Genomic DNA, 17,816 nt, shown 5'->3' on the forward strand with positions numbered 1-17,816 from the left:
ATGATAAATTGCATATACGATTGAAAGAAGGTTTTCCTACATATGAAACATGCTGAAAATGACTACTTAAATTTATGCCGCCATGTAATGGAACATGGTACGAAGAAAGAAGATCGTACAGGGACAGGAACTGTATCTGTATTTGGATATCAAATGCGTTTTGATTTGAGTAAAGGATTTCCTTTATTAACGACAAAAAGAGTACCATTTCGCCTTGTAGCAAGTGAACTACTTTGGTTTATGAAAGGTGATACAAATATTCGCTATTTATTGCAGCATAATAATAACATTTGGAATGAATGGGCGTTTAAGAGCTGGGTAGAAAGTGATGAGTATACTGGTCCTGACATGACGGATTTTGGTCTTCGCTCACAACAAGATGAAGAATTTAAAGTACAGTACGATGAGCAGATGGAATTGTTTAAAAAGAAAGTTTTAGAAGATGATGATTTCTCAAATAAATATGGTTATTTAGGAGACGTTTACGGTAAACAGTGGCGAGCTTGGAAAACGACAGCTGGTGAGACACTTGATCAATTAAAAGATGTAATTGAAATGATTAAAAAAACACCAGACTCACGTCGTTTAATCGTTTCTGCTTGGAATCCTGAAGACGTACCAAGTATGGCATTACCCCCTTGTCATACATTATTCCAGTTTTATGTAGCGGACGGAAAGCTTTCTTGTCAGCTATATCAAAGAAGTGGTGACATATTCCTTGGAATACCATTTAACATCGCAAGTTATTCACTACTAACACATCTAATTGCACATGAATGTGGTCTTGAAGTAGGGGAATTTGTTCATACAATTGGTGATGCACATATTTATACAAATCATTTTGAACAAGTAGAAAAGCAATTGGCACGTGAACCACGTCCATTCCCGAAACTTACATTAAATCCAGATGTGAAATCTGTTTTCGATTTTGAAATGGAAGATTTAACGATTGAAGGATATGATCCACATCCAGCAATTAAAGCACCGGTTGCAGTATAATTGTAGAGGAGATGAAAAAATGATTGTTTCATTTATGGTCGCAATGGACGAAAATAGAGTAATCGGTAAAGATAATAATTTACCTTGGCGTTTACCGAGTGAATTACAATACGTGAAGAAAACAACGATGGGTCACCCGCTTATTATGGGAAGAAAGAACTATGAAGCGATTGGTAGACCGCTGCCTGGAAGACGTAATATTATTGTAACTCGTAATGAAGGATATCACGTTGAAGGATGTGAAGTTGTTCATTCTGTAGAAGAAGTATTCGAACTATGTAAAAATGAAGAAGAGATTTTTATTTTTGGCGGAGCGCAAATTTACGATCTCTTTTTACCTTATGTAGACAAGTTATATATAACAAAAATCCATCATGCATTTGAAGGAGATACATTCTTCCCAGAAATAGATATGACAAATTGGGAAGAGATTTTTGTAGAAAAAGGTTTAACGGATGAAAAAAACCCGTATACGTATTATTACCACGTATATGAGAAACAACAATAATAAAAAAGATTGATGTGAGAATTCGCATCAATCTTTTTATTTATATTCACCAATATAAGTTTATAGATGAGATTCGATAGTGCTATAATGATAGGTAGCATGTAAAAAATGCTAAAATTTGCAAAAGTACTAATATAGAAAGAGGAGGAGAATGGATTGAGAAAGATATGGGGGATTCTTTTTCTTTGCTTAACATTCATGTTAGTTGGATGCGGTAAAGAAGAAAAACCACAAGAAGCGTTTGATACATATGTAAAAGCATGGAATAAACAAAAATTTGCAGATATGTATGATCAACTATCAAAAAATGCAAAAAAAGATATTTCAAAGAAAGAGTTTACTGAGAAATATGAAAAAATTTATTCTGGTATCGAAGTGAACGACTTAAAGGTAGAAACAGGGGAAGTAAAAGAAGATAAAAAAGATGAAGGCCCTGTTCCTTTTAAAGTAAGCATGGATACAGTTGGTGGTAAAGTTACTTTTGGCCATGAAGCAAAAATGGTGAAAGAAAAAGATGGAGATAAAGAATCTTGGAAAATAGATTGGACTCCTGATTTTATTTTCCCTGGCATGACGAAAGATAGTAAAGTGCGTATGCAGACGACACAGCCAAAACGTGGTGAAATATACGATCGTAATGGAAAAGGTCTTGCAACGAATGGGAAAGCTTCTGAAATTGGAATAGTTCCAGAAAAATTAGACGATACTGCTCCGCAAACGAAAGAGACAGTAGCGAAGTTGTTAAATATGACTGTAGAAGAAATTGATCAAAAATTAGCTGCTAAATGGGTAAAACCAGGGTATCTCGTACCAATTGGAATTTTGCCTGAAGGGGCAACGCAAAATACGTATATTGATTTAGCAGGTGTTTCAACAAAACCTGTAAATGTTCGTACATATCCATTAGGGGAAGCGGCAGCTCATCTAACTGGTTATATCGGAAAGGTAAATGCTGAAGATTTAAAAACGCTTCAAAAGAAAGGCTATCAAGCTGATGATCCAGTTGGTAAAGCTGGTTTAGAGCAAGTATTAGAGGAAAAGCTACGCGGTAAAAAAGGTGGCCGTGTCTTTGTAGAAGATGCACAAGGAAAAGAAATTAAAAACTTGGCAAAAACAGATGCTGTTGATGGAGAAAACGTAACTTTAACTATTGATAGTGCTGTTCAAGAAAAAACTTACAATGAAATGAAGGGCGAAGCTGGTTCAAGTGCAGCAATTAATCCGAAAAGTGGAGAAACAATTGCACTAGTAAGTAGTCCAGCATATGATCCTAATTTAATTGCACGAGGAACATCGAAAGCGCAACGCGAAGCTTGGAATAATGATCCGAAAAAACCGATGACGAATCGCTTTACACAATTATCGGTACCAGGTTCTGTATTTAAACCAATTACAGCTGCAATTGGTCTTGAAACGAAAACGATCGATCCAAAAGAAGAGTTAAAAATTGAAGGGTTAAAATGGACAAAAGATTCTTCTTGGGGTAATTATTATGTAACGCGTGTGAAAGATGCAAATCCGATTGATTTTGATAAGGCGATGAAATACTCGGATAATATTTACTTCGCACAAGAAGCGTTGAAAATCGGAAAAGACAAGTTTATGAGTGAAGCGAAAAAATTTGGATTCGATGAGAAACTACCAATTGAATATGGATTCCCTGCTTCTAAAATTGCAAATGACGGTATTAAAAATGATATTCAAATGGCAGATACAGGATATGGACAAGGACAAGTATTAATGACTCCTCTTCATTTAGCTTTAACGTATGCGCCAATTGTAAATGATGGAACGATTCCATCACCGTATATTATTAAAACAGATAAACAACCAAAAGCTTGGAAAGAAAATGTAATTTCTAAAGGAAATCAGGATATATTAAAAACTGCTATGACGAAAGTAATTAATGATCCGGATGGTACAGGGAAAATTGCTAAGATTGATGGAATGACTCTTGCTGGAAAAACAGGTACAGCGGAATTAAAAGTATCTAAAGAAGCCGAAGGAAAAGAACTAGGCTGGTTCGCTGCATTTGATTTGAATTCGCCAGATATGGTCATTACAATGATGATTGAAGATGTAAAAGGTAGAGGCGGAAGTAACATTCCAGCTGAAAAAGTAAAACATGTTTTTCAAAAATAATATGTAATAAAAGGCTACCTCTATAATTTATAGAGGTAGCCTTTTTGTATGAGAATTCTTAATATCTGTATACTAAATTTTAGAGAAACAAAATAAATCATTAACTTACGAAAAAAAAGTAGCTATTTTTTATTGACATTGATTAAAACTTTTTGTATTATACTTACATAAGGTAAGTTATTAACTTTTAAAAAACAAATCTTGAATTAAAGATAAAGAGAGAAAAGGGAGAGAATACAATGACAAAAGTACTATTTATCACAGCAAATCCAAATTCAGCAGAAGGTTCTTTCGGAATGGCAGTAGGGGAAGCTTTCATCGAGGCTTATAAAAACGAGCATCCACAAGACGAAGTTGTAACAATTGATCTATTCAATACTACTGTACCAGCAATCGATGCAGATGTATTTGCTGCTTGGGGTAAATTTGCAGCAGGTGAAGGCTTTGAAACTTTAACGGAAGCTCAACAACAAAAAGTAGCAGCAATGAACACAAACTTAGAAACATTTATGCATGCAGATCGTTATGTATTCGTAACTCCAATGTGGAACTTTAGCTATCCACCAGTAGTAAAAGCATACTTAGATAACGTAGCAATCGCAGGTAAAACATTCAAATATACTGAAAATGGTCCAGTTGGCTTATTAGAAGGTAAAAAAGCACTTCACATTCAAGCAACAGGTGGCGTATATTCTGAAGGAGCATACGCAGCTGTAGACTTCGGACGCAATCACTTAAAAACTGTATTAGGATTTGTCGGTGTAAATGATACTGATTATATTGCAGTTGAAGGTATGAATGCAAACCCTGAAAAAGCACAAGAAATTAAAGAAGCGGCAATTGCTAATGCTCGTGAATTAGCAAAACGTTTCTAATATAGAATGCTTAAAAAGTCCGAACACTTGATGTTTGGACTTTTTTTCTTCTTTTTCCTTCGTTTGTCTAGTATAATGAAGGTCGGAATGATAATAGGTGGGGGTTCTGTATGATTCAAACGTTTTTTAAAATCTTTTATTTAATTTTAATTGTAATTGCGATTACACCGAGAATGTGGCGTCTTAAAAGACAAGTAAATACGATGGCGCCAAAAGAAAAAGATAATGCTGTGTACAAAACGACAAATTGGTTTGGTAAGAAAATGGTACGTGTAGCTGGAGGGACAGTAGAAGTGAAAGGGCTTGAAAATGTTCCGAAAGACAAGCCGGTACTAGTTGTAAGTAATCACCAAAGTAATATGGATATCCCTGTTTTACTAGGTTACTTAAATAAACCAATTGGATTCGTGTCAAAAGCAGAGATTAAAAAGTTCCCAGTTGTACCAACTTGGATGGAACTTATGAATTGTGTATTTATGGATCGTAGCGATCGTCGTCAATCTCTTAAAGCAATTAAAGATGGAATCGAACTATTAAAGAATGGACATTCTATCGTAATTTTCCCAGAAGGAACGAGAAGTAAAGGTGGCGAAGTTGGAGAGTTTAAGGCTGGTAGTTTCCATCTTGCAGTAAAGTCAGGTGTAGCAATTTTACCTGTAACGTTAGATGGTACATATAAGATGTTTGAAGCGAATGGAAATCGTATGAAGTCAGCTCATGCAACAGTAACAATTTCTAAGCCGATTACACCTGAAGAGTATGCGAATATGGATATTAAAGAATTAACGAAGCATACACAGGAAGTTATCGCATCACAATTACATAAGTAATAAAAAAGGTTTCAGTTTACTATAAGCTGAAACCTTTTTTATTATGCTGTAGGTAAGACGTAAAAGAGTACACAGAAGAACATCATCGCACTACCACCTAAAACGAACAGGTGCCATATGGCATGGTTGAAAGGTAGCTTTTCCCAAAGGAAGAATATAGCTCCGACAGAATATAAAATTCCACCTGCTAAAAGCAGTGAAAAACCATGTCCAGTTAGATTTTCATAAAGTGGTTTAATGGCAACGATTATGAGCCAGCCCATAATGATGTAACATAAAGTTGATGCCTTTATAAAGCGACGTACAAAGAAGATTTTGAAGACGATACCTCCGATTGCAAGTGTCCAAATTATAGCAAGCAACGTCCATCCTAATGGGCCACGAAGTGTAATAAGTAGAAAAGGAGTATACGTGCCAGCAATCAATAAGTAAATGGCTGAATGATCTAAAATAGTAAATATTTTTTCTACTTTAGGATGATGAATGCTATGTAGCAATGTTGAAAACAAGTACAGTAAGAACATGCTTACACCATAAACAGTAAATGCGACTACAGCTGATGAGGTACCGTGCTTAGAAGCATGAATAATCAATATGATTAAGGCAGGGATGCTTAAAATGGCACCGATACCATGTGTAATTGCATTTGCAATTTCTTCTTTTACAAATTGGGTCATTCGTGTCATTTTTTCAGTCATAATGCAAATCCTTTCTACTATCATAAAATAATATGTCATTTCCCTTACCATATCATACACAAGAGCAATAGAAAATGAAATTTGTATAATTGATTATATTTTTGAATTTTTTTGACAAAAGGCAATGGATTTGTTGACGTTTTCAAACTTTTTTGACAAAATAAAATTATGTAATAGTAGGACAAGGAAACTACTAATAAAGGGGATGGGGAAATGTTTTCAAATATTGGCTTTCCAGGGTTAATTTTAATTTTAGTAGCAGTACTCATTTTATTTGGACCTAAAAAATTGCCGGAAATCGGGAAGGCTTTAGGGGAAACGTTAAAAGAGTTTAAAAAATCAACGAAAGAATTGACAGATGACGCATTTCAAGAAAAGGAAAAGAAAGAAAAACTGTAATGTATTTTCCTTGTAATGGATAAATAAAGTGTGGTGAACGAGATGGAAGATCGGGAAATGAGCGTAGTAGAACATATTGTTGAGCTTCGAAAAAGAGTAATATATACGGTGTTATCCTTTGTACTATTTTTAATTATTGGATTTACTTTTACAAAGGATATTTATTTTTGGCTTGTAAAAGATTTACCAATGAAATTAACTGTTCTCGGTCCAAGTGATGTATTGTGGATTTTTTTCTCGATTGCTACAGTATTTGCTATCGTTTGTACAATTCCTTTTGCTGCTATACAAATTTGGTTATTTGTAAAACCGGGTTTACATCCAAATGAACAAAAGATGACAATAATGTATATACCGGTATTGTCTATATTATTTATCGCAGGTTTATGTTTTGGATACTTTATTGTAATGCCGTTTCTATTTCACTTTTTAACTACAATAGGTAATGAAATGTTTAATACGATGTTTACGACAGAAAAGTATTTTCATTTTGTACTTAATTTAACAGTTCCATTTGCTGTGATTTTTGAATTGCCAGTCGTTGTAATGTTTTTAACTAGTATTGGAATACTTACGGCGGAATTTTTAATAAAAATAAGAAGATATGCATACGTAGCATTGATTATCATTGCATCTTGCATATCACCGCCTGACTTTTTATCTCATAGTTTAGTTGCGGTGCCGCTTATTTGTATTTATGAAGTAAGTATTGCTTTATCAAAGGTTGTTAGTAAGAGAAAAAAGAAAAGAGAAGAAATGCAGTCGAAAAGTGCCTCGTTATAAAGGCACTTTTTTATTTATTTGTTATACTATAGCTATAAACGTATACAATATATAGAAGAAAAAAATTATAGAATCTCCAAAATTTAGACAAACTTTGCGCTTTTATAAGCTTATACTAAATGTATTAAACAATTGATGGATAATGAGATTCCCGTCTCAGGGATATTTAGGACGGGAAGATGGATTAGGTGGAGATGAATAGAGTATAAATCTTCTAGCCATAAGGACTACAGAAATCATATAAGTCTGATTTTACTCCACTTTAAACAACGTCTTACAGCGCAAAGTAGAGGAAGTTCAAAAATCCAATGAAAAAGAGGATTGATATTGTGATTACGAAAAGTTTTTATTTCACTCATTCAACAGGGGATTGTATTAAAATATTCGAAATCCCTGTCCTACAGGCACAGCATCCATTATCGTTTCTAATTCAGTCTCGTCTTCAATTATTTATTGCAAAAATTCAAAAACAAAAACATCCAAGATTTTCATATTCTTTCCGTGAATATTTACAAAATTGTTTGAAGTGGAACGATTATTTAAATGTATATAAAACAAATACTCTTGAAAAAAATGCATGATATAGAGTAGAGACAGGGTTAGGAGCTCTGTCTTTTTCATTTTAGATATAAAAATATAATTAATTTGATGAAATTTCGTTCCAAATTGTTGAAAGCAGTGGGAATACTAGTATAATAACAAGGAGAGCGTATTGGAAAGGGAAGAATATAATATGCAAAAAATTAAAATTGTAACAGATTCAACAGCAGATTTATCACAAGAGGTAATCGAGAAGTATGACATTCATGTTCTACCATTATCAATCTCTGTAAATGGACAAACATATTTAGATCGCGTTGATCTACAACCAGATGAATTTATTGAAGAAATGCTTAAATCAGAGGAACTACCAAAAACATCACAACCAGCAATGGGTACATTTGTAGAAATGTATGACAAGTTAGGCGAAGATGGAAGTGAAGTACTTTCCATTCATATGACAAGTGGAATGAGTGGTACTGTAGCAACTGCAAATAGTGCTGCATCAATGACCGATACAAAAGTAACAGTTGTTGATTCTCAATTTATTACACATGCTTTAGCATATCAAGTAATTGAAGCTGCAAAAATGGCAAATGAAGGACGCTCACTAGAAGAAATTTTAAAACGTGTAGATGAAGTAAGAAAGAATACTCGTTTATATGTAGTAGTAGATACATTAGAAAACTTAGTGAAGGGTGGACGTATCGGTAAAGGAAAAGCGTTTGTCGGTTCGCTACTTAATATAAAGCCAATTGCTAGTCTTGAAGACGGTGTTTATAATCCTGTAACGAAAGTTCGTAGCCAAGGCCAAATTGTAAAAACATTAGCTAAGTTATTTGAGCAAGATACAGCTGGAAAAGTTGTAAAGGCTGTTGCAATTCCGCATGCGAAAGCAATTCCTTTAGCTGAAAGTATGAAAGCAGCGGTTGAAAAAGTGAGTGGGTTTGCTCAATCAGAAATTTTCTATACAACGCCTATAATTAGTACTCATACAGGTCCGGGTGCAATCGGGTTTATGTATTTAGCAGAGTAATAAAAAAGCTACTTGAAAATATATTTCAAGTAGCTTTTTTATGTAAATAGAAAGTAAGAAATAAGAAGAGCTATACAGGCACTACCGCTAATGATATAGCGAGTCTGTAAATATTCATTCATAGAAAACACCCTTTATCCCGCTATTTGCGGACAGTAAAACTCCCACCTCAAAATTTAGCTGGAGCAAAGAGGTTAGGTGGCGGGCTGTCCGTAAAAGCCCGATTGGTGAAGGTTAATAATCAGTGGGGATAAAGAAACTCCCACTGATTAAAGTTTCTTTATAGGATTTTCTATATTATATGTTGGATATAGAAAATCAGTCGTTACGTTACACATGTAAAATTTCAATTTTTTCATTTACTTGCTTATCTTTTGTTGCGTTACTATAAATAAAAGTTTGGCCTAAAAAGAGTACATGCAATTGTTCCCATGGTAACATGCGCAAATTCCAATTATTTCGAAGTCTAGTTATTGCTTCACGAGGTGTTTCATCGGCGAGTGCAAAAGCTCCGTAATGCATCGGTATAAAATGCGTAGCGTTTAAATCTAAATAAGCTTGCACAGCCTCTTCAGGTGAAACATGAGATACTTTCATAAACCATTCTGGTTCATAAGCGCCAATGGGCATAAGAGCAATATCAATTAAAAAGCGTTCACCAATTTCTTTGAAACCTTGGAAATAGCCACTGTCACCACAAAAATATATGGTTTCCATAGTCGTTTCATTATCAATAATCCATCCGCCCCAGTGAGACGTATTCATATCAAATAAGAATCTTCTCGTCCAGTGCTGAGCAGGTACGAAGTGAAAAGAAACTTCGTTAATTTTCGTACTTTCCCACCATTTATACTCTTCTACATGTTTAAATTTCTTACGAGTAAATAATTGTTTTAATCCAATAGGTACAAGATATAGAACATCATCATTCAACTGACGAAGAGTTGAAAAATCTAAATGATCATAATGACCATGTGAAATAAGGAAAATATCAATTTTAGGTAGTGCTTCTATAGAGAGTCCAGGTTCTGTAAGTCTTGGAACTAGCTTTAATTTATTGGCCCATACTGGATCTGTTAATATATTAAGTCCATTCGTTTGGATTAGAAAAGTAGAATGCCCAATCCATGTGATAGTCGTTTTTTCAACATTACTTTGCAAAAATGCACTTTGTTTAACGGGTGATTGTTCTACTAAGAAAGAAAAATCTTTTTTGTTTTGCTTTCGCTCTTTACGCCAGCGTAAAAAAGAGCGAATTGATTTTTTTGTACTAACATTATCCATATTTTCATAGCGCTTTGCCATGAACATCACCTCATTTAAAATCGTTGTATTTGTATTGTACCGAAATGTTGTTAAGGAATACAGTGTAAAACATGGATTAATGTTTAAGGAATTGTTAAAAAATAGGGAGAGATATTTACAAAAGTAACAATAAAATTAGTTTTATCACTTCGATTTATAGAAATAATAGTAAAAAAATATATTTTGTCTAGTAATTCGCTTGAAATAAAGAAGTAACATACGTAAATTCGTACGATTTCGTGAACAAATGTAGTAAACAATTTTCTCGTAGTGTTAACTTTTGTTATTATAAACATAACCTATTTAAATTTAGGATAGAGAAAAGAGGTTTATAAATGAAGCGTTATCAAAAAATAATTGGTCTTATGGTTGTATTTTGTCTCTTTGTACTTGCTGGATGTAGTGAATCAGGTTCAAAGCTTCGTAAACCATTAAATTGGGATTTAGAAACTTTCCAATTTACAAATCAAGATGGAAAGCAATTTGGTACAAAAGATTTAAAAGGGAAAGTTTGGGTTGCAGATTTTATGTTCACAAATTGTCAAACAGTTTGTCCACCAATGACTGCAAATATGGCCAAGCTGCAAAAGATGGCAAAAGAAGAGAAGATAGACGTTCAGTTTGTTTCATTTAGTGTAGATCCAGACCTTGATAAACCAGAAAATCTGAAAGCTTTTATTCAAAAGTTTACAGAGGATACTAGTAACTGGAATTTATTAACGGGATATTCGTTAGAAGATATTACAAAGTTTTCAAAAGATAATTTCCAATCACTTGTGGATAAGCCGGAGAACGGTCAGGTCATGCATGGTACATCATTTTATTTAATTGATCAAAACGGAAAAGTAATGAAAAAGTATAGTGGCATTAGTAATACGCCATACGAAGACATTATACGTGATATGAAGCGATTAGTGGATTAAAAATAAGGGTGCATAGCACCCTTATTTTTTTTGCATTAGTCTATGGATAAAATGTCATGTTGCTGGGGAAGTTTCGGCGCCCGAATTTCTAATACGCCGTTTTGATAAGAAGCTTTCGCTGCTTTTTTATTAATTGAATACGGCAACTTAATCAATCTTGATGCTTCTGAAATGGAACGTTCTCGGCGATAATAGTTATGGGATGTTTGTTCTTCTTCTTCCTCTTCGAGTATCTCTTCTTTTACAGAGACTTTTAAGTATTCACTTTGTATTTCAATTTGGATTTGTTCTTTTTGTATACCTGGTAGTTCAGCTGTAACAACGAGTTCTTCACCAACTTCATATAAATCTACAGGGAATGTTAATAAACGGTTTCCTTTTTGGAAAAAATGATTTAAATCAGCGATTACATTGCGAAGAGGTGTTTGCTCGAAGAAATCATCAATTTGCTTTAAGTAATTACGAACCGGTGGGCGAGAAGAATCTTTTTTTTCTTCACTCATGGTATTCCCTCCTAGAAATCAATTTGCAATATCATATGACAAAAGCGGAGAAAGGTGAGTGTCTAGTTTTCATGTTTTCATAAAAAATTGTTAAAAATGTGAAATGGAGTGATTTTTTTATAGTTTTTGGTCGCCATATTCAGTTGATTATGCTAGTATAAATAGGGTTGATATAGTAGTATAGAAACAGAATGAAAACCGAAAGAGGGTAAGAAGTATGTGTGGTTTTGTAGGATGTTTATGTGAAAACCCTAGAGAGTTTTCAGAAACAGAAAAACATCAATTTGAAAATATGAACACGATGATTTTCCACCGCGGTCCAGATGACGAAGGATATTTTCGTGATGAACATGTACAATTTGGCTTCCGCCGTTTAAGCATCATTGACTTAGAGGCAGGACATCAGCCGCTAACTTATGAAAATGATCGATATGTAATTATTTTTAATGGTGAAATTTACAACTATGTAGAATTACGTGAAATGTTACTTGAAAAAGGTGCAACGTTTGCAACACAATCTGATACAGAAGTTATCATTGCATTGTATGCACATATGAAAGAAAAATGTGTAGACTATCTTCGTGGTATGTTTGCATTTATGATTTGGGATCGTGAAGAGAAGAAACTTTTCGGTGCACGTGATCACTTCGGTATTAAACCTTTATACGTCGCACATCAAGGTGATACTACATTCTTCGCATCTGAGAAGAAAAGTATTATGCATGTGATGGAAGATAAAGGAGTTAATCCAACGTCACTACAACATTACTTTACGTACCAATATGGTCCAGAGCCAGAAACATTAACAATTGATGTTAATAAAATTGAGCCTGGTCATTATTTCGTAAAAGAAATCGGTAAAGAGATGGAAATCCATCGCTACTGGAAACCTTATTTCAACGCTTCAAGCGCAACGAAAGAGGAGCATATCCAAGCAATTCGTGATGTGTTATACGATTCAGTAAAAGTGCATATGCGCAGTGATGTACCAGTAGGTTCATTCTTATCTGGTGGTATCGATTCATCTATTATCGCTTCTATCGCAAGAGAAATGAATCCAAATCTTTTAACATTCTCTATTGGTTTTGAGCAACGTGGTTTCAGTGAAGTTGATGTTGCCAAAGAAACTGCTGAGAAATTAGGCGTTAAAAACCATAACGTATTCATTTCAGCGAAAGAGTTTATGGATGAGTTCCCAAAAATCATTTGGCATATGGATGATCCTTTAGCAGATCCAGCAGCTGTACCATTGTACTTCGTTGCAAAAGAAGCACGTAAGCATGTAACAGTTGTTCTTTCAGGTGAAGGTGCAGACGAGCTATTTGGTGGTTATAACATTTATCGTGAGCCAAACTCACTAAAAATGTTCTCTTACATTCCTAGCCCAGGTAAGAGTGTTCTAAAAGCATTAAGTGGTGCTCTTAAAGAAGGATTTAAAGGTAAGAGCTTCCTAGAGCGTGGATGTACGCCAATTGAAGAGCGTTACTATGGAAACGCGAAAATCTTCCGTGAAGAAGAGAAAGTTGAATTAATGAAGTATTACAATGAAAGTGTTAACTATATGGATATCACGAAACCATTGTATAACGAGATTAAAGATTATGATGATGTAAGCAAAATGCAGTACATTGACATGTTCACATGGTTACGCGGTGACATTTTATTAAAAGCTGATAAAATGACAATGGCAAACTCATTAGAACTTCGTGTACCGTTCTTAGATAAAGAAGTATTCGATGTTGCATCTAAAATTCCAACTGAATTTAAGATTGCTAACGGAACTACGAAAGCTATTTTACGTGAAGCCGCACGCGGAATCGTTCCAGATCACGTATTAGATCGTAAAAAACTTGGATTCCCAGTACCAATTCGTCACTGGTTAAAAGATGAAATGCATGATTGGGCTATCAATATTATAAACGAGAGTAAAACAGAGCATTTAATCGACAAACAGTATGTATTAAACTTACTGGAAGCACATTGTGCAGATAAAGGCGATTATAGCCGTAAAATTTGGACTGTACTTGCGTTTATGGTATGGCACCAAATTTATGTTGAGCATAAATACGATACGAATAAGTTCCATGAAGAAACAAAACGTGCGTATAGCTTAGTTTAATTAGAAAAACCTTAAGATCGCATACGGTCTTAAGGTTTTTTTCATAAATAGGAAGTATTATTGATACAATAATAGTAAAAGGATGGACAACATATGATTACGTTTGAGAAAGTTTCTGTAGAAAATGAAAGCGTTGTTAAAGAAATGTTTAAATCGCATAGTTTAGGTGAGAAAAAGGTACAGTACTGTGTGAAAGTTGATGATACATATATTGGTGTAATAGATTATAGTGTTCAAGAGGAACGAGCTGTTTTATCACAGCTAATTATTCATTTTGATTACCAAGGTTACGGTTATGGTACAAATACGTATTTTACATTTGAAGAAATGATGAAACAAAGAAATGTGAAAGAAATAAAAGTGCTACAAGAGGGATTAACAGAAAAGGCGAAGTCTTTCATAGAGAGTTTTGGCTTTACTTCAGAAGATGAAGCGTATGTGAAGAAAATATAACGATGATTATTTATGTAATACAATAAATATAAGGCAGGTGGATGTATGACGATGACTGCTGGTCTTGTCTTAATTGGAGTGTGCTTTATAGTAGCAGAACTATGTCATATAATCATTCGGAAAAGAATGATTAAGAAAAGAAAGCCGTATGAATTACAATACGTCCCTGTCTTTTTCATTATATTTTGTATGCTTAGTACATTACAAAATATAATGAACTTTCCACCACTTGTGAATGTTTTTTTAAAGTTTGGTTTACTTTATAGTGGTGTTGGAATAGCACTTTTATTTATTTTATTTTGCATACGTTATATTCACTATCAATCGTATATATTTATTTTAAATTGGTTAAAGCAAGATGATAGAAACCGCCTTACATAAGGCGGTTTTTTAATTTGCGATTGTAACAGAACTTGTACATTTCACATAAAATAGGACGAGTAGCAATGCTAACATATTACAAGAAAGGGGCAGGGTAGTAAAATGAAACTTGTTATAGACGCAGGGCACGGTGGATATGATTCTGGTGCTGTTGGTAATGGCTTAGTAGAAAAAAACTTAACACTTCAAATTGCTAGACGCGTTCGAGACATTTTAACGGTAAATTACCCAATTACAATTAAAATGACACGTGATAGTGACGTGTTTATTTCTTTATCGGAACGTGCTAATATTGCTAATGCTTTTGGTGCGGATTATTTTATTTCATTTCATATTAATAGCGGCGGGGGTACAGGTTTTGAAAGCTATATTTATAATGCGTTATCCAACAGCAGCACTGCATATGCAAAGCAACAAAAGATGCATACAGCAGTAAATCCTGTATTAACAAAATACGGTCTTCGTGATCGAGGAGCAAAAAAAGAAAATTATGCGGTATTAAGAGAAACCGCAATGGATGCAATTTTAACAGAGACTGCCTTTATTGATACAACGTTTGATGCAAATTTATTAAAAAATCCACAATTTATTGAAGATCTAAGTCAAGCGTATGCAAATGGAATAGCAGCTATTTTTGGAGTAGCTCCAAATCCACAACCACCTAACCCACAACCGACACCTCAAACGAAGGGAATCGCTTATATCCTTGGGAAAAATGTAAATTTAAGAAATGGTCCATCAACTTCTTCCTCAGTTATTCGTCAATTAAATTCTCCAGAATCTTACGTTGTATATCAGGAAAGTAACGGATGGTTAGATTTGGGGAATGGACAATGGGTGTATAATGATCCTTCTTACATTAATTTTGTAAAGACAAGCAATAGTGATGGAAGTCCGATTGGGGTTGCATATATACAAGGGATGAATGTAAATTTAAGAAGTGGTCCATCAACTACATCTGCAGTTATCCGTCAATTAAATCCTCCAGAATCTTATTTAGTATATATAAATGAAAATAGTTGGTTAAACCTTGGTGGAAATCAGTGGGTATATAATGATCCATCTTATATTAAATATACTCAATATTAGGAATTAAAACGATAATACAATATGGATGCGTATCTTTGTTATGTATAACTCAGATACGCATTGTAATAACAACATAAATTTTTATACTTATACACTATGTTTTAAAAAGAAACATTAGAAAAGCGGATAGAATCGAAATGGTATATATTAAAAAAGTTTTCTGATATACATTGACAATGTATGTAGTATACATTAATCTTTAATTGTTAATGATAATCGATTTCATCTAGGGAGGACATATGATACATACTAAAAAACTAATTATGTTCTGCATTATGATACTCATGGTTGTAATTGCAGGATGTAGTAAAGAAGAGAAAAAAGAAAATGATATATCAGTGAAAGCAAAAGATTCATATACAGTAAAGCATGTAATGGGCGAAACGACAGTAAATGGTACACCTAAAAAAGTTGTTGTTTTAACAAATGAAGGTGCAGAGGCTCTCCTAGCTGTGGGTGTAACGCCAGTGGGGACTACGAAACCACGTGCTGGTGATGAATGGTATCCTCATGTAGCGAAAGAGTTGAAAAATACGGAAGTTGTAGGAACTGAACGTGATATTAATTTAGAAGCAGTAATGAAGCTTAAGCCAGATTTAATTATCGGAAATAAAATGCGTCACGAAAAAATATATGATCAGCTAAAAGAAATCGCACCAACTGTTTATGCAGAAACATTACGCGGTGATTGGAAAGAAAACTTTACGCTTTATACAAAAGCTGTAAATAAAGAAAAAGAAGGGCAAAAAGCTCTTGATGATTATAAAAAACGTATTGAAGGAATGAAAGAGAAGTTAGGCGATAAATTGAATTCTAAAGTTTCTATTATTCGTTTCGTGCCAGGTGATGTTCGTATTTATCAAAAAAACTCATTCTCGGGAATTGTTTTAAATGATATTGGATTTAAACGACCACCATTACAAGATAAAGATGATTTTGCGATAAAAGGAATTACAAAAGAGCAAATTCCAAATATGGACGGAGACTACTTATTCTATTTCACGTCTGATAAAGATGCAGATAAGAATAATGAAGGAAATTCGTTAGCAAAGGAATGGACAGAAGATCCACTCTTTAAGCAACTTCAGGCTTCTAAAAATAATAAAGTATTCCAAGTAGATGAGGTAATCTGGAATACAGCAGGCGGTATTAAAGCTGCGAACCTTATGTTAGATGACATTGAAAAATATTTCCTTAAATAAATGATTAAATACATCACTTTTACGAAGTGATGTATTTTTTGTTTGTGAAAATACAGAAAATTCCTTCTTTCAGGGTGACATAAGTTGTACAATAAAATCAATCATGTGATAAAGGAGTGGGGAAGAATGAAAGCTACTCATAAAGATTGGATCTTGTTTAATGGAAGAATGATTAATACGAAGGAAGAACAGCCGATGGTCGCATTAGAAGAACGTGGTTTCCAATTTGGTGATGGTATTTATGAAGTATTTAGACTATACGATGGAAAGCCTCATTTATTAGATTTACATTTGGAACGATTCTTTAACTCTATGGCAGAAATAAAACTAATTCCACCATTTACGAAGGAAGAATTAGTGGAAGAGTTACATCAAATGATTGAAAAAAATCAATTTCAAGAAGATGGGAATGTATATTTACAAATATCAAGAGGTGTACAACCACGCAATCATGTATATGAATCAGATTTACAACCGACATATTTTGCAAATCTTGTTTCGTTCCCAAGACCAGTGGCTTCAATGGAGTCAGGGATTAAGGTAACAGTAGAAGAGGACATTAGGTGGAAGTTTTGCCATATAAAATCTTTAAATTTGCTTCCTAATATTATGATCAAAAATAAAATAAATGAACAAGGGTATCAAGAAGCAATATTAGTACGGGATGGTATTGTGACTGAAGGGTGTCATTCCAATTTCTTTATCGTGAAAAATAATAAGTTAATTACACATCCAGCGGATCATTTAATTTTACATGGTATTACACGTCACTACGTGATTACATTAGCGAAAGAGTTACATATCGAAGTAGAAGAACGAGAGTTTTCATTACAAGAAGTATATGAAGCTGATGAGTGCTTCTTTACAGCGACGCCACTTGAAATATTCCCAGTCGTTCAAATTGGTGATGAACAGTTTGGAGCTGGTGAAAGAGGACCAATTACGAAAAAATTACAAGTTGCATATGAAGAGAGTATTCATTTGTTTAAAGTGACAAATTAATCATGAAGAAAAAAGCTGGTATTCTTCCG

Annotated in this window: 19 protein-coding genes; 16 read left to right on the forward strand and 3 right to left on the reverse strand. The window is 33.9% G+C overall.

Annotated elements, in window-relative coordinates:
- Window positions 1-42 precede the first annotated feature (42 nt).
- The 5 genes from AC241_RS11015 to AC241_RS11035 all read left to right on the forward strand — a co-directional run bounded on the left by AC241_RS11015 (window position 43) and on the right by AC241_RS11035 (window position 5,354).
- Entirely contained in the window at window positions 43-999 is a 957-nt protein-coding gene (locus tag AC241_RS11015; protein ID WP_050843433.1) for a thymidylate synthase, read from the forward strand.
- A 19-nt stretch (window positions 1,000-1,018) separates the two neighbouring features.
- Window positions 1,019-1,507 (forward strand): dihydrofolate reductase, encoded by a 489-nt coding sequence (locus tag AC241_RS11020; RefSeq protein WP_016081787.1) that lies wholly within the window; start codon window positions 1,019-1,021, stop codon window positions 1,505-1,507.
- A gap of 156 nt (window positions 1,508-1,663) precedes the next feature.
- The gene (gene pbpC, locus AC241_RS11025; RefSeq protein WP_048564125.1) at window positions 1,664-3,649 is read left to right on the forward strand and encodes a penicillin-binding protein 3; all 1,986 of its coding nucleotides are present in this window, start codon (window positions 1,664-1,666) and stop codon (window positions 3,647-3,649) included.
- A 239-nt stretch (window positions 3,650-3,888) separates the two neighbouring features.
- A complete protein-coding gene (locus AC241_RS11030) occupies window positions 3,889-4,524 on the forward strand; it encodes an FMN-dependent NADH-azoreductase (RefSeq protein ID WP_000170028.1) in 636 nt (211 codons plus the stop codon).
- 110 nt (window positions 4,525-4,634) lie between these two features.
- Complete coding sequence (locus tag AC241_RS11035; RefSeq protein WP_000616582.1) at window positions 4,635-5,354, forward strand: lysophospholipid acyltransferase family protein; 720 nt, start codon at window positions 4,635-4,637, stop codon at window positions 5,352-5,354.
- Between the two features lie 41 nt (window positions 5,355-5,395).
- Here the strand turns inward: AC241_RS11035 and trhA are convergent, their stop codons facing one another.
- Window positions 5,396-6,052 (reverse strand): PAQR family membrane homeostasis protein TrhA, encoded by a 657-nt coding sequence (trhA, locus tag AC241_RS11040; RefSeq protein WP_029442213.1) that lies wholly within the window; start codon window positions 6,050-6,052, stop codon window positions 5,396-5,398.
- Between the two features lie 213 nt (window positions 6,053-6,265).
- On the opposite strand from trhA, the gene AC241_RS11045 reads away from it, so the two are divergent.
- The 4 genes from AC241_RS11045 to AC241_RS11060 all read left to right on the forward strand — a co-directional run bounded on the left by AC241_RS11045 (window position 6,266) and on the right by AC241_RS11060 (window position 8,810).
- Entirely contained in the window at window positions 6,266-6,451 is a 186-nt protein-coding gene (locus AC241_RS11045; protein WP_000492442.1) for a twin-arginine translocase TatA/TatE family subunit, read from the forward strand.
- A gap of 42 nt (window positions 6,452-6,493) precedes the next feature.
- Entirely contained in the window at window positions 6,494-7,234 is a 741-nt protein-coding gene (tatC, locus tag AC241_RS11050; RefSeq protein ID WP_000390119.1) for a twin-arginine translocase subunit TatC, read from the forward strand.
- 329 nt (window positions 7,235-7,563) lie between these two features.
- Window positions 7,564-7,815: a DUF2535 family protein gene (locus AC241_RS11055; RefSeq protein WP_000629012.1), complete on the forward strand. Its 252-nt coding sequence runs from the start codon at window positions 7,564-7,566 to the stop codon at window positions 7,813-7,815.
- 152 nt (window positions 7,816-7,967) lie between these two features.
- Window positions 7,968-8,810 carry a DegV family protein gene (locus AC241_RS11060; protein WP_050844829.1) on the forward strand — a complete coding sequence of 281 codons (843 nt, stop codon included), beginning with the start codon at window positions 7,968-7,970 and terminating at the stop codon, window positions 8,808-8,810.
- A 330-nt stretch (window positions 8,811-9,140) separates the two neighbouring features.
- Here the strand turns inward: AC241_RS11060 and AC241_RS11065 are convergent, their stop codons facing one another.
- Window positions 9,141-10,115, reverse strand: coding sequence for an MBL fold metallo-hydrolase (locus tag AC241_RS11065; RefSeq protein WP_050843435.1), 975 nt, complete (start codon window positions 10,113-10,115; stop codon window positions 9,141-9,143).
- A gap of 335 nt (window positions 10,116-10,450) precedes the next feature.
- On the opposite strand from AC241_RS11065, the gene AC241_RS11070 reads away from it, so the two are divergent.
- Complete coding sequence (locus AC241_RS11070; protein ID WP_000833332.1) at window positions 10,451-11,038, forward strand: SCO family protein; 588 nt, start codon at window positions 10,451-10,453, stop codon at window positions 11,036-11,038.
- 35 nt (window positions 11,039-11,073) lie between these two features.
- Here the strand turns inward: AC241_RS11070 and AC241_RS11075 are convergent, their stop codons facing one another.
- Entirely contained in the window at window positions 11,074-11,541 is a 468-nt protein-coding gene (locus tag AC241_RS11075; RefSeq protein ID WP_016081782.1) for an Hsp20/alpha crystallin family protein, read from the reverse strand.
- 217 nt (window positions 11,542-11,758) lie between these two features.
- On the opposite strand from AC241_RS11075, the gene asnB reads away from it, so the two are divergent.
- The 6 genes from asnB (at window position 11,759) to dat (ending at window position 17,787) form a co-directional block, all read left to right on the forward strand.
- A complete protein-coding gene (asnB, locus tag AC241_RS11080; protein WP_048564123.1) occupies window positions 11,759-13,660 on the forward strand; it encodes an asparagine synthase (glutamine-hydrolyzing) in 1,902 nt (633 codons plus the stop codon).
- Between the two features lie 93 nt (window positions 13,661-13,753).
- The gene (locus AC241_RS11085) at window positions 13,754-14,113 is read left to right on the forward strand and encodes a GNAT family N-acetyltransferase (protein WP_016081781.1); all 360 of its coding nucleotides are present in this window, start codon (window positions 13,754-13,756) and stop codon (window positions 14,111-14,113) included.
- Window positions 14,114-14,164: 51 nt separating this feature from the next.
- Entirely contained in the window at window positions 14,165-14,494 is a 330-nt protein-coding gene (locus AC241_RS11090) for a hypothetical protein (protein ID WP_048564122.1), read from the forward strand.
- Window positions 14,495-14,596: 102 nt separating this feature from the next.
- Complete coding sequence (locus AC241_RS11095; protein WP_029442216.1) at window positions 14,597-15,583, forward strand: N-acetylmuramoyl-L-alanine amidase; 987 nt, start codon at window positions 14,597-14,599, stop codon at window positions 15,581-15,583.
- A gap of 239 nt (window positions 15,584-15,822) precedes the next feature.
- Complete coding sequence (locus AC241_RS11100) at window positions 15,823-16,785, forward strand: ABC transporter substrate-binding protein (RefSeq protein ID WP_050843437.1); 963 nt, start codon at window positions 15,823-15,825, stop codon at window positions 16,783-16,785.
- 126 nt (window positions 16,786-16,911) lie between these two features.
- A complete protein-coding gene (dat, locus tag AC241_RS11105) occupies window positions 16,912-17,787 on the forward strand; it encodes a D-amino-acid transaminase (protein WP_050843439.1) in 876 nt (291 codons plus the stop codon).
- Window positions 17,788-17,816 lie beyond the last annotated feature (29 nt).

It is taken from the genome of Bacillus thuringiensis (assembly GCF_001182785.1).
Taxonomy (GTDB): Bacteria; Bacillota; Bacilli; order Bacillales; family Bacillaceae_G; genus Bacillus_A; species Bacillus_A thuringiensis_S.

What these genes read in the sequence shown, in the direction of transcription:
- dat (WP_050843439.1), top strand. Translation starts at nt 16,912, where the DNA reads ATGAAAGCTACTCATAAAGATTGGATCTTGTTTAATGGAAGAATGATT.
- AC241_RS11030 (WP_000170028.1), top strand. Translation starts at nt 3,889, where the DNA reads ATGACAAAAGTACTATTTATCACAGCAAATCCAAATTCAGCAGAAGGT.
- AC241_RS11090 (WP_048564122.1), top strand. Translation starts at nt 14,165, where the DNA reads ATGACTGCTGGTCTTGTCTTAATTGGAGTGTGCTTTATAGTAGCAGAA.
- trhA (WP_029442213.1), bottom strand. Translation starts at nt 6,052, where the DNA reads ATGACTGAAAAAATGACACGAATGACCCAATTTGTAAAAGAAGAAATT.
- AC241_RS11100 (WP_050843437.1), top strand. Translation starts at nt 15,823, where the DNA reads ATGATACATACTAAAAAACTAATTATGTTCTGCATTATGATACTCATG.
- AC241_RS11060 (WP_050844829.1), top strand. Translation starts at nt 7,968, where the DNA reads ATGCAAAAAATTAAAATTGTAACAGATTCAACAGCAGATTTATCACAA.
- tatC (WP_000390119.1), top strand. Translation starts at nt 6,494, where the DNA reads ATGGAAGATCGGGAAATGAGCGTAGTAGAACATATTGTTGAGCTTCGA.
- AC241_RS11070 (WP_000833332.1), top strand. Translation starts at nt 10,451, where the DNA reads ATGAAGCGTTATCAAAAAATAATTGGTCTTATGGTTGTATTTTGTCTC.
- AC241_RS11095 (WP_029442216.1), top strand. Translation starts at nt 14,597, where the DNA reads ATGAAACTTGTTATAGACGCAGGGCACGGTGGATATGATTCTGGTGCT.
- AC241_RS11015 (WP_050843433.1), top strand. Translation starts at nt 43, where the DNA reads ATGAAACATGCTGAAAATGACTACTTAAATTTATGCCGCCATGTAATG.
- asnB (WP_048564123.1), top strand. Translation starts at nt 11,759, where the DNA reads ATGTGTGGTTTTGTAGGATGTTTATGTGAAAACCCTAGAGAGTTTTCA.
- AC241_RS11085 (WP_016081781.1), top strand. Translation starts at nt 13,754, where the DNA reads ATGATTACGTTTGAGAAAGTTTCTGTAGAAAATGAAAGCGTTGTTAAA.
- AC241_RS11065 (WP_050843435.1), bottom strand. Translation starts at nt 10,115, where the DNA reads ATGGCAAAGCGCTATGAAAATATGGATAATGTTAGTACAAAAAAATCA.
- AC241_RS11020 (WP_016081787.1), top strand. Translation starts at nt 1,019, where the DNA reads ATGATTGTTTCATTTATGGTCGCAATGGACGAAAATAGAGTAATCGGT.
- AC241_RS11045 (WP_000492442.1), top strand. Translation starts at nt 6,266, where the DNA reads ATGTTTTCAAATATTGGCTTTCCAGGGTTAATTTTAATTTTAGTAGCA.
- AC241_RS11075 (WP_016081782.1), bottom strand. Translation starts at nt 11,541, where the DNA reads ATGAGTGAAGAAAAAAAAGATTCTTCTCGCCCACCGGTTCGTAATTAC.
- AC241_RS11035 (WP_000616582.1), top strand. Translation starts at nt 4,635, where the DNA reads ATGATTCAAACGTTTTTTAAAATCTTTTATTTAATTTTAATTGTAATT.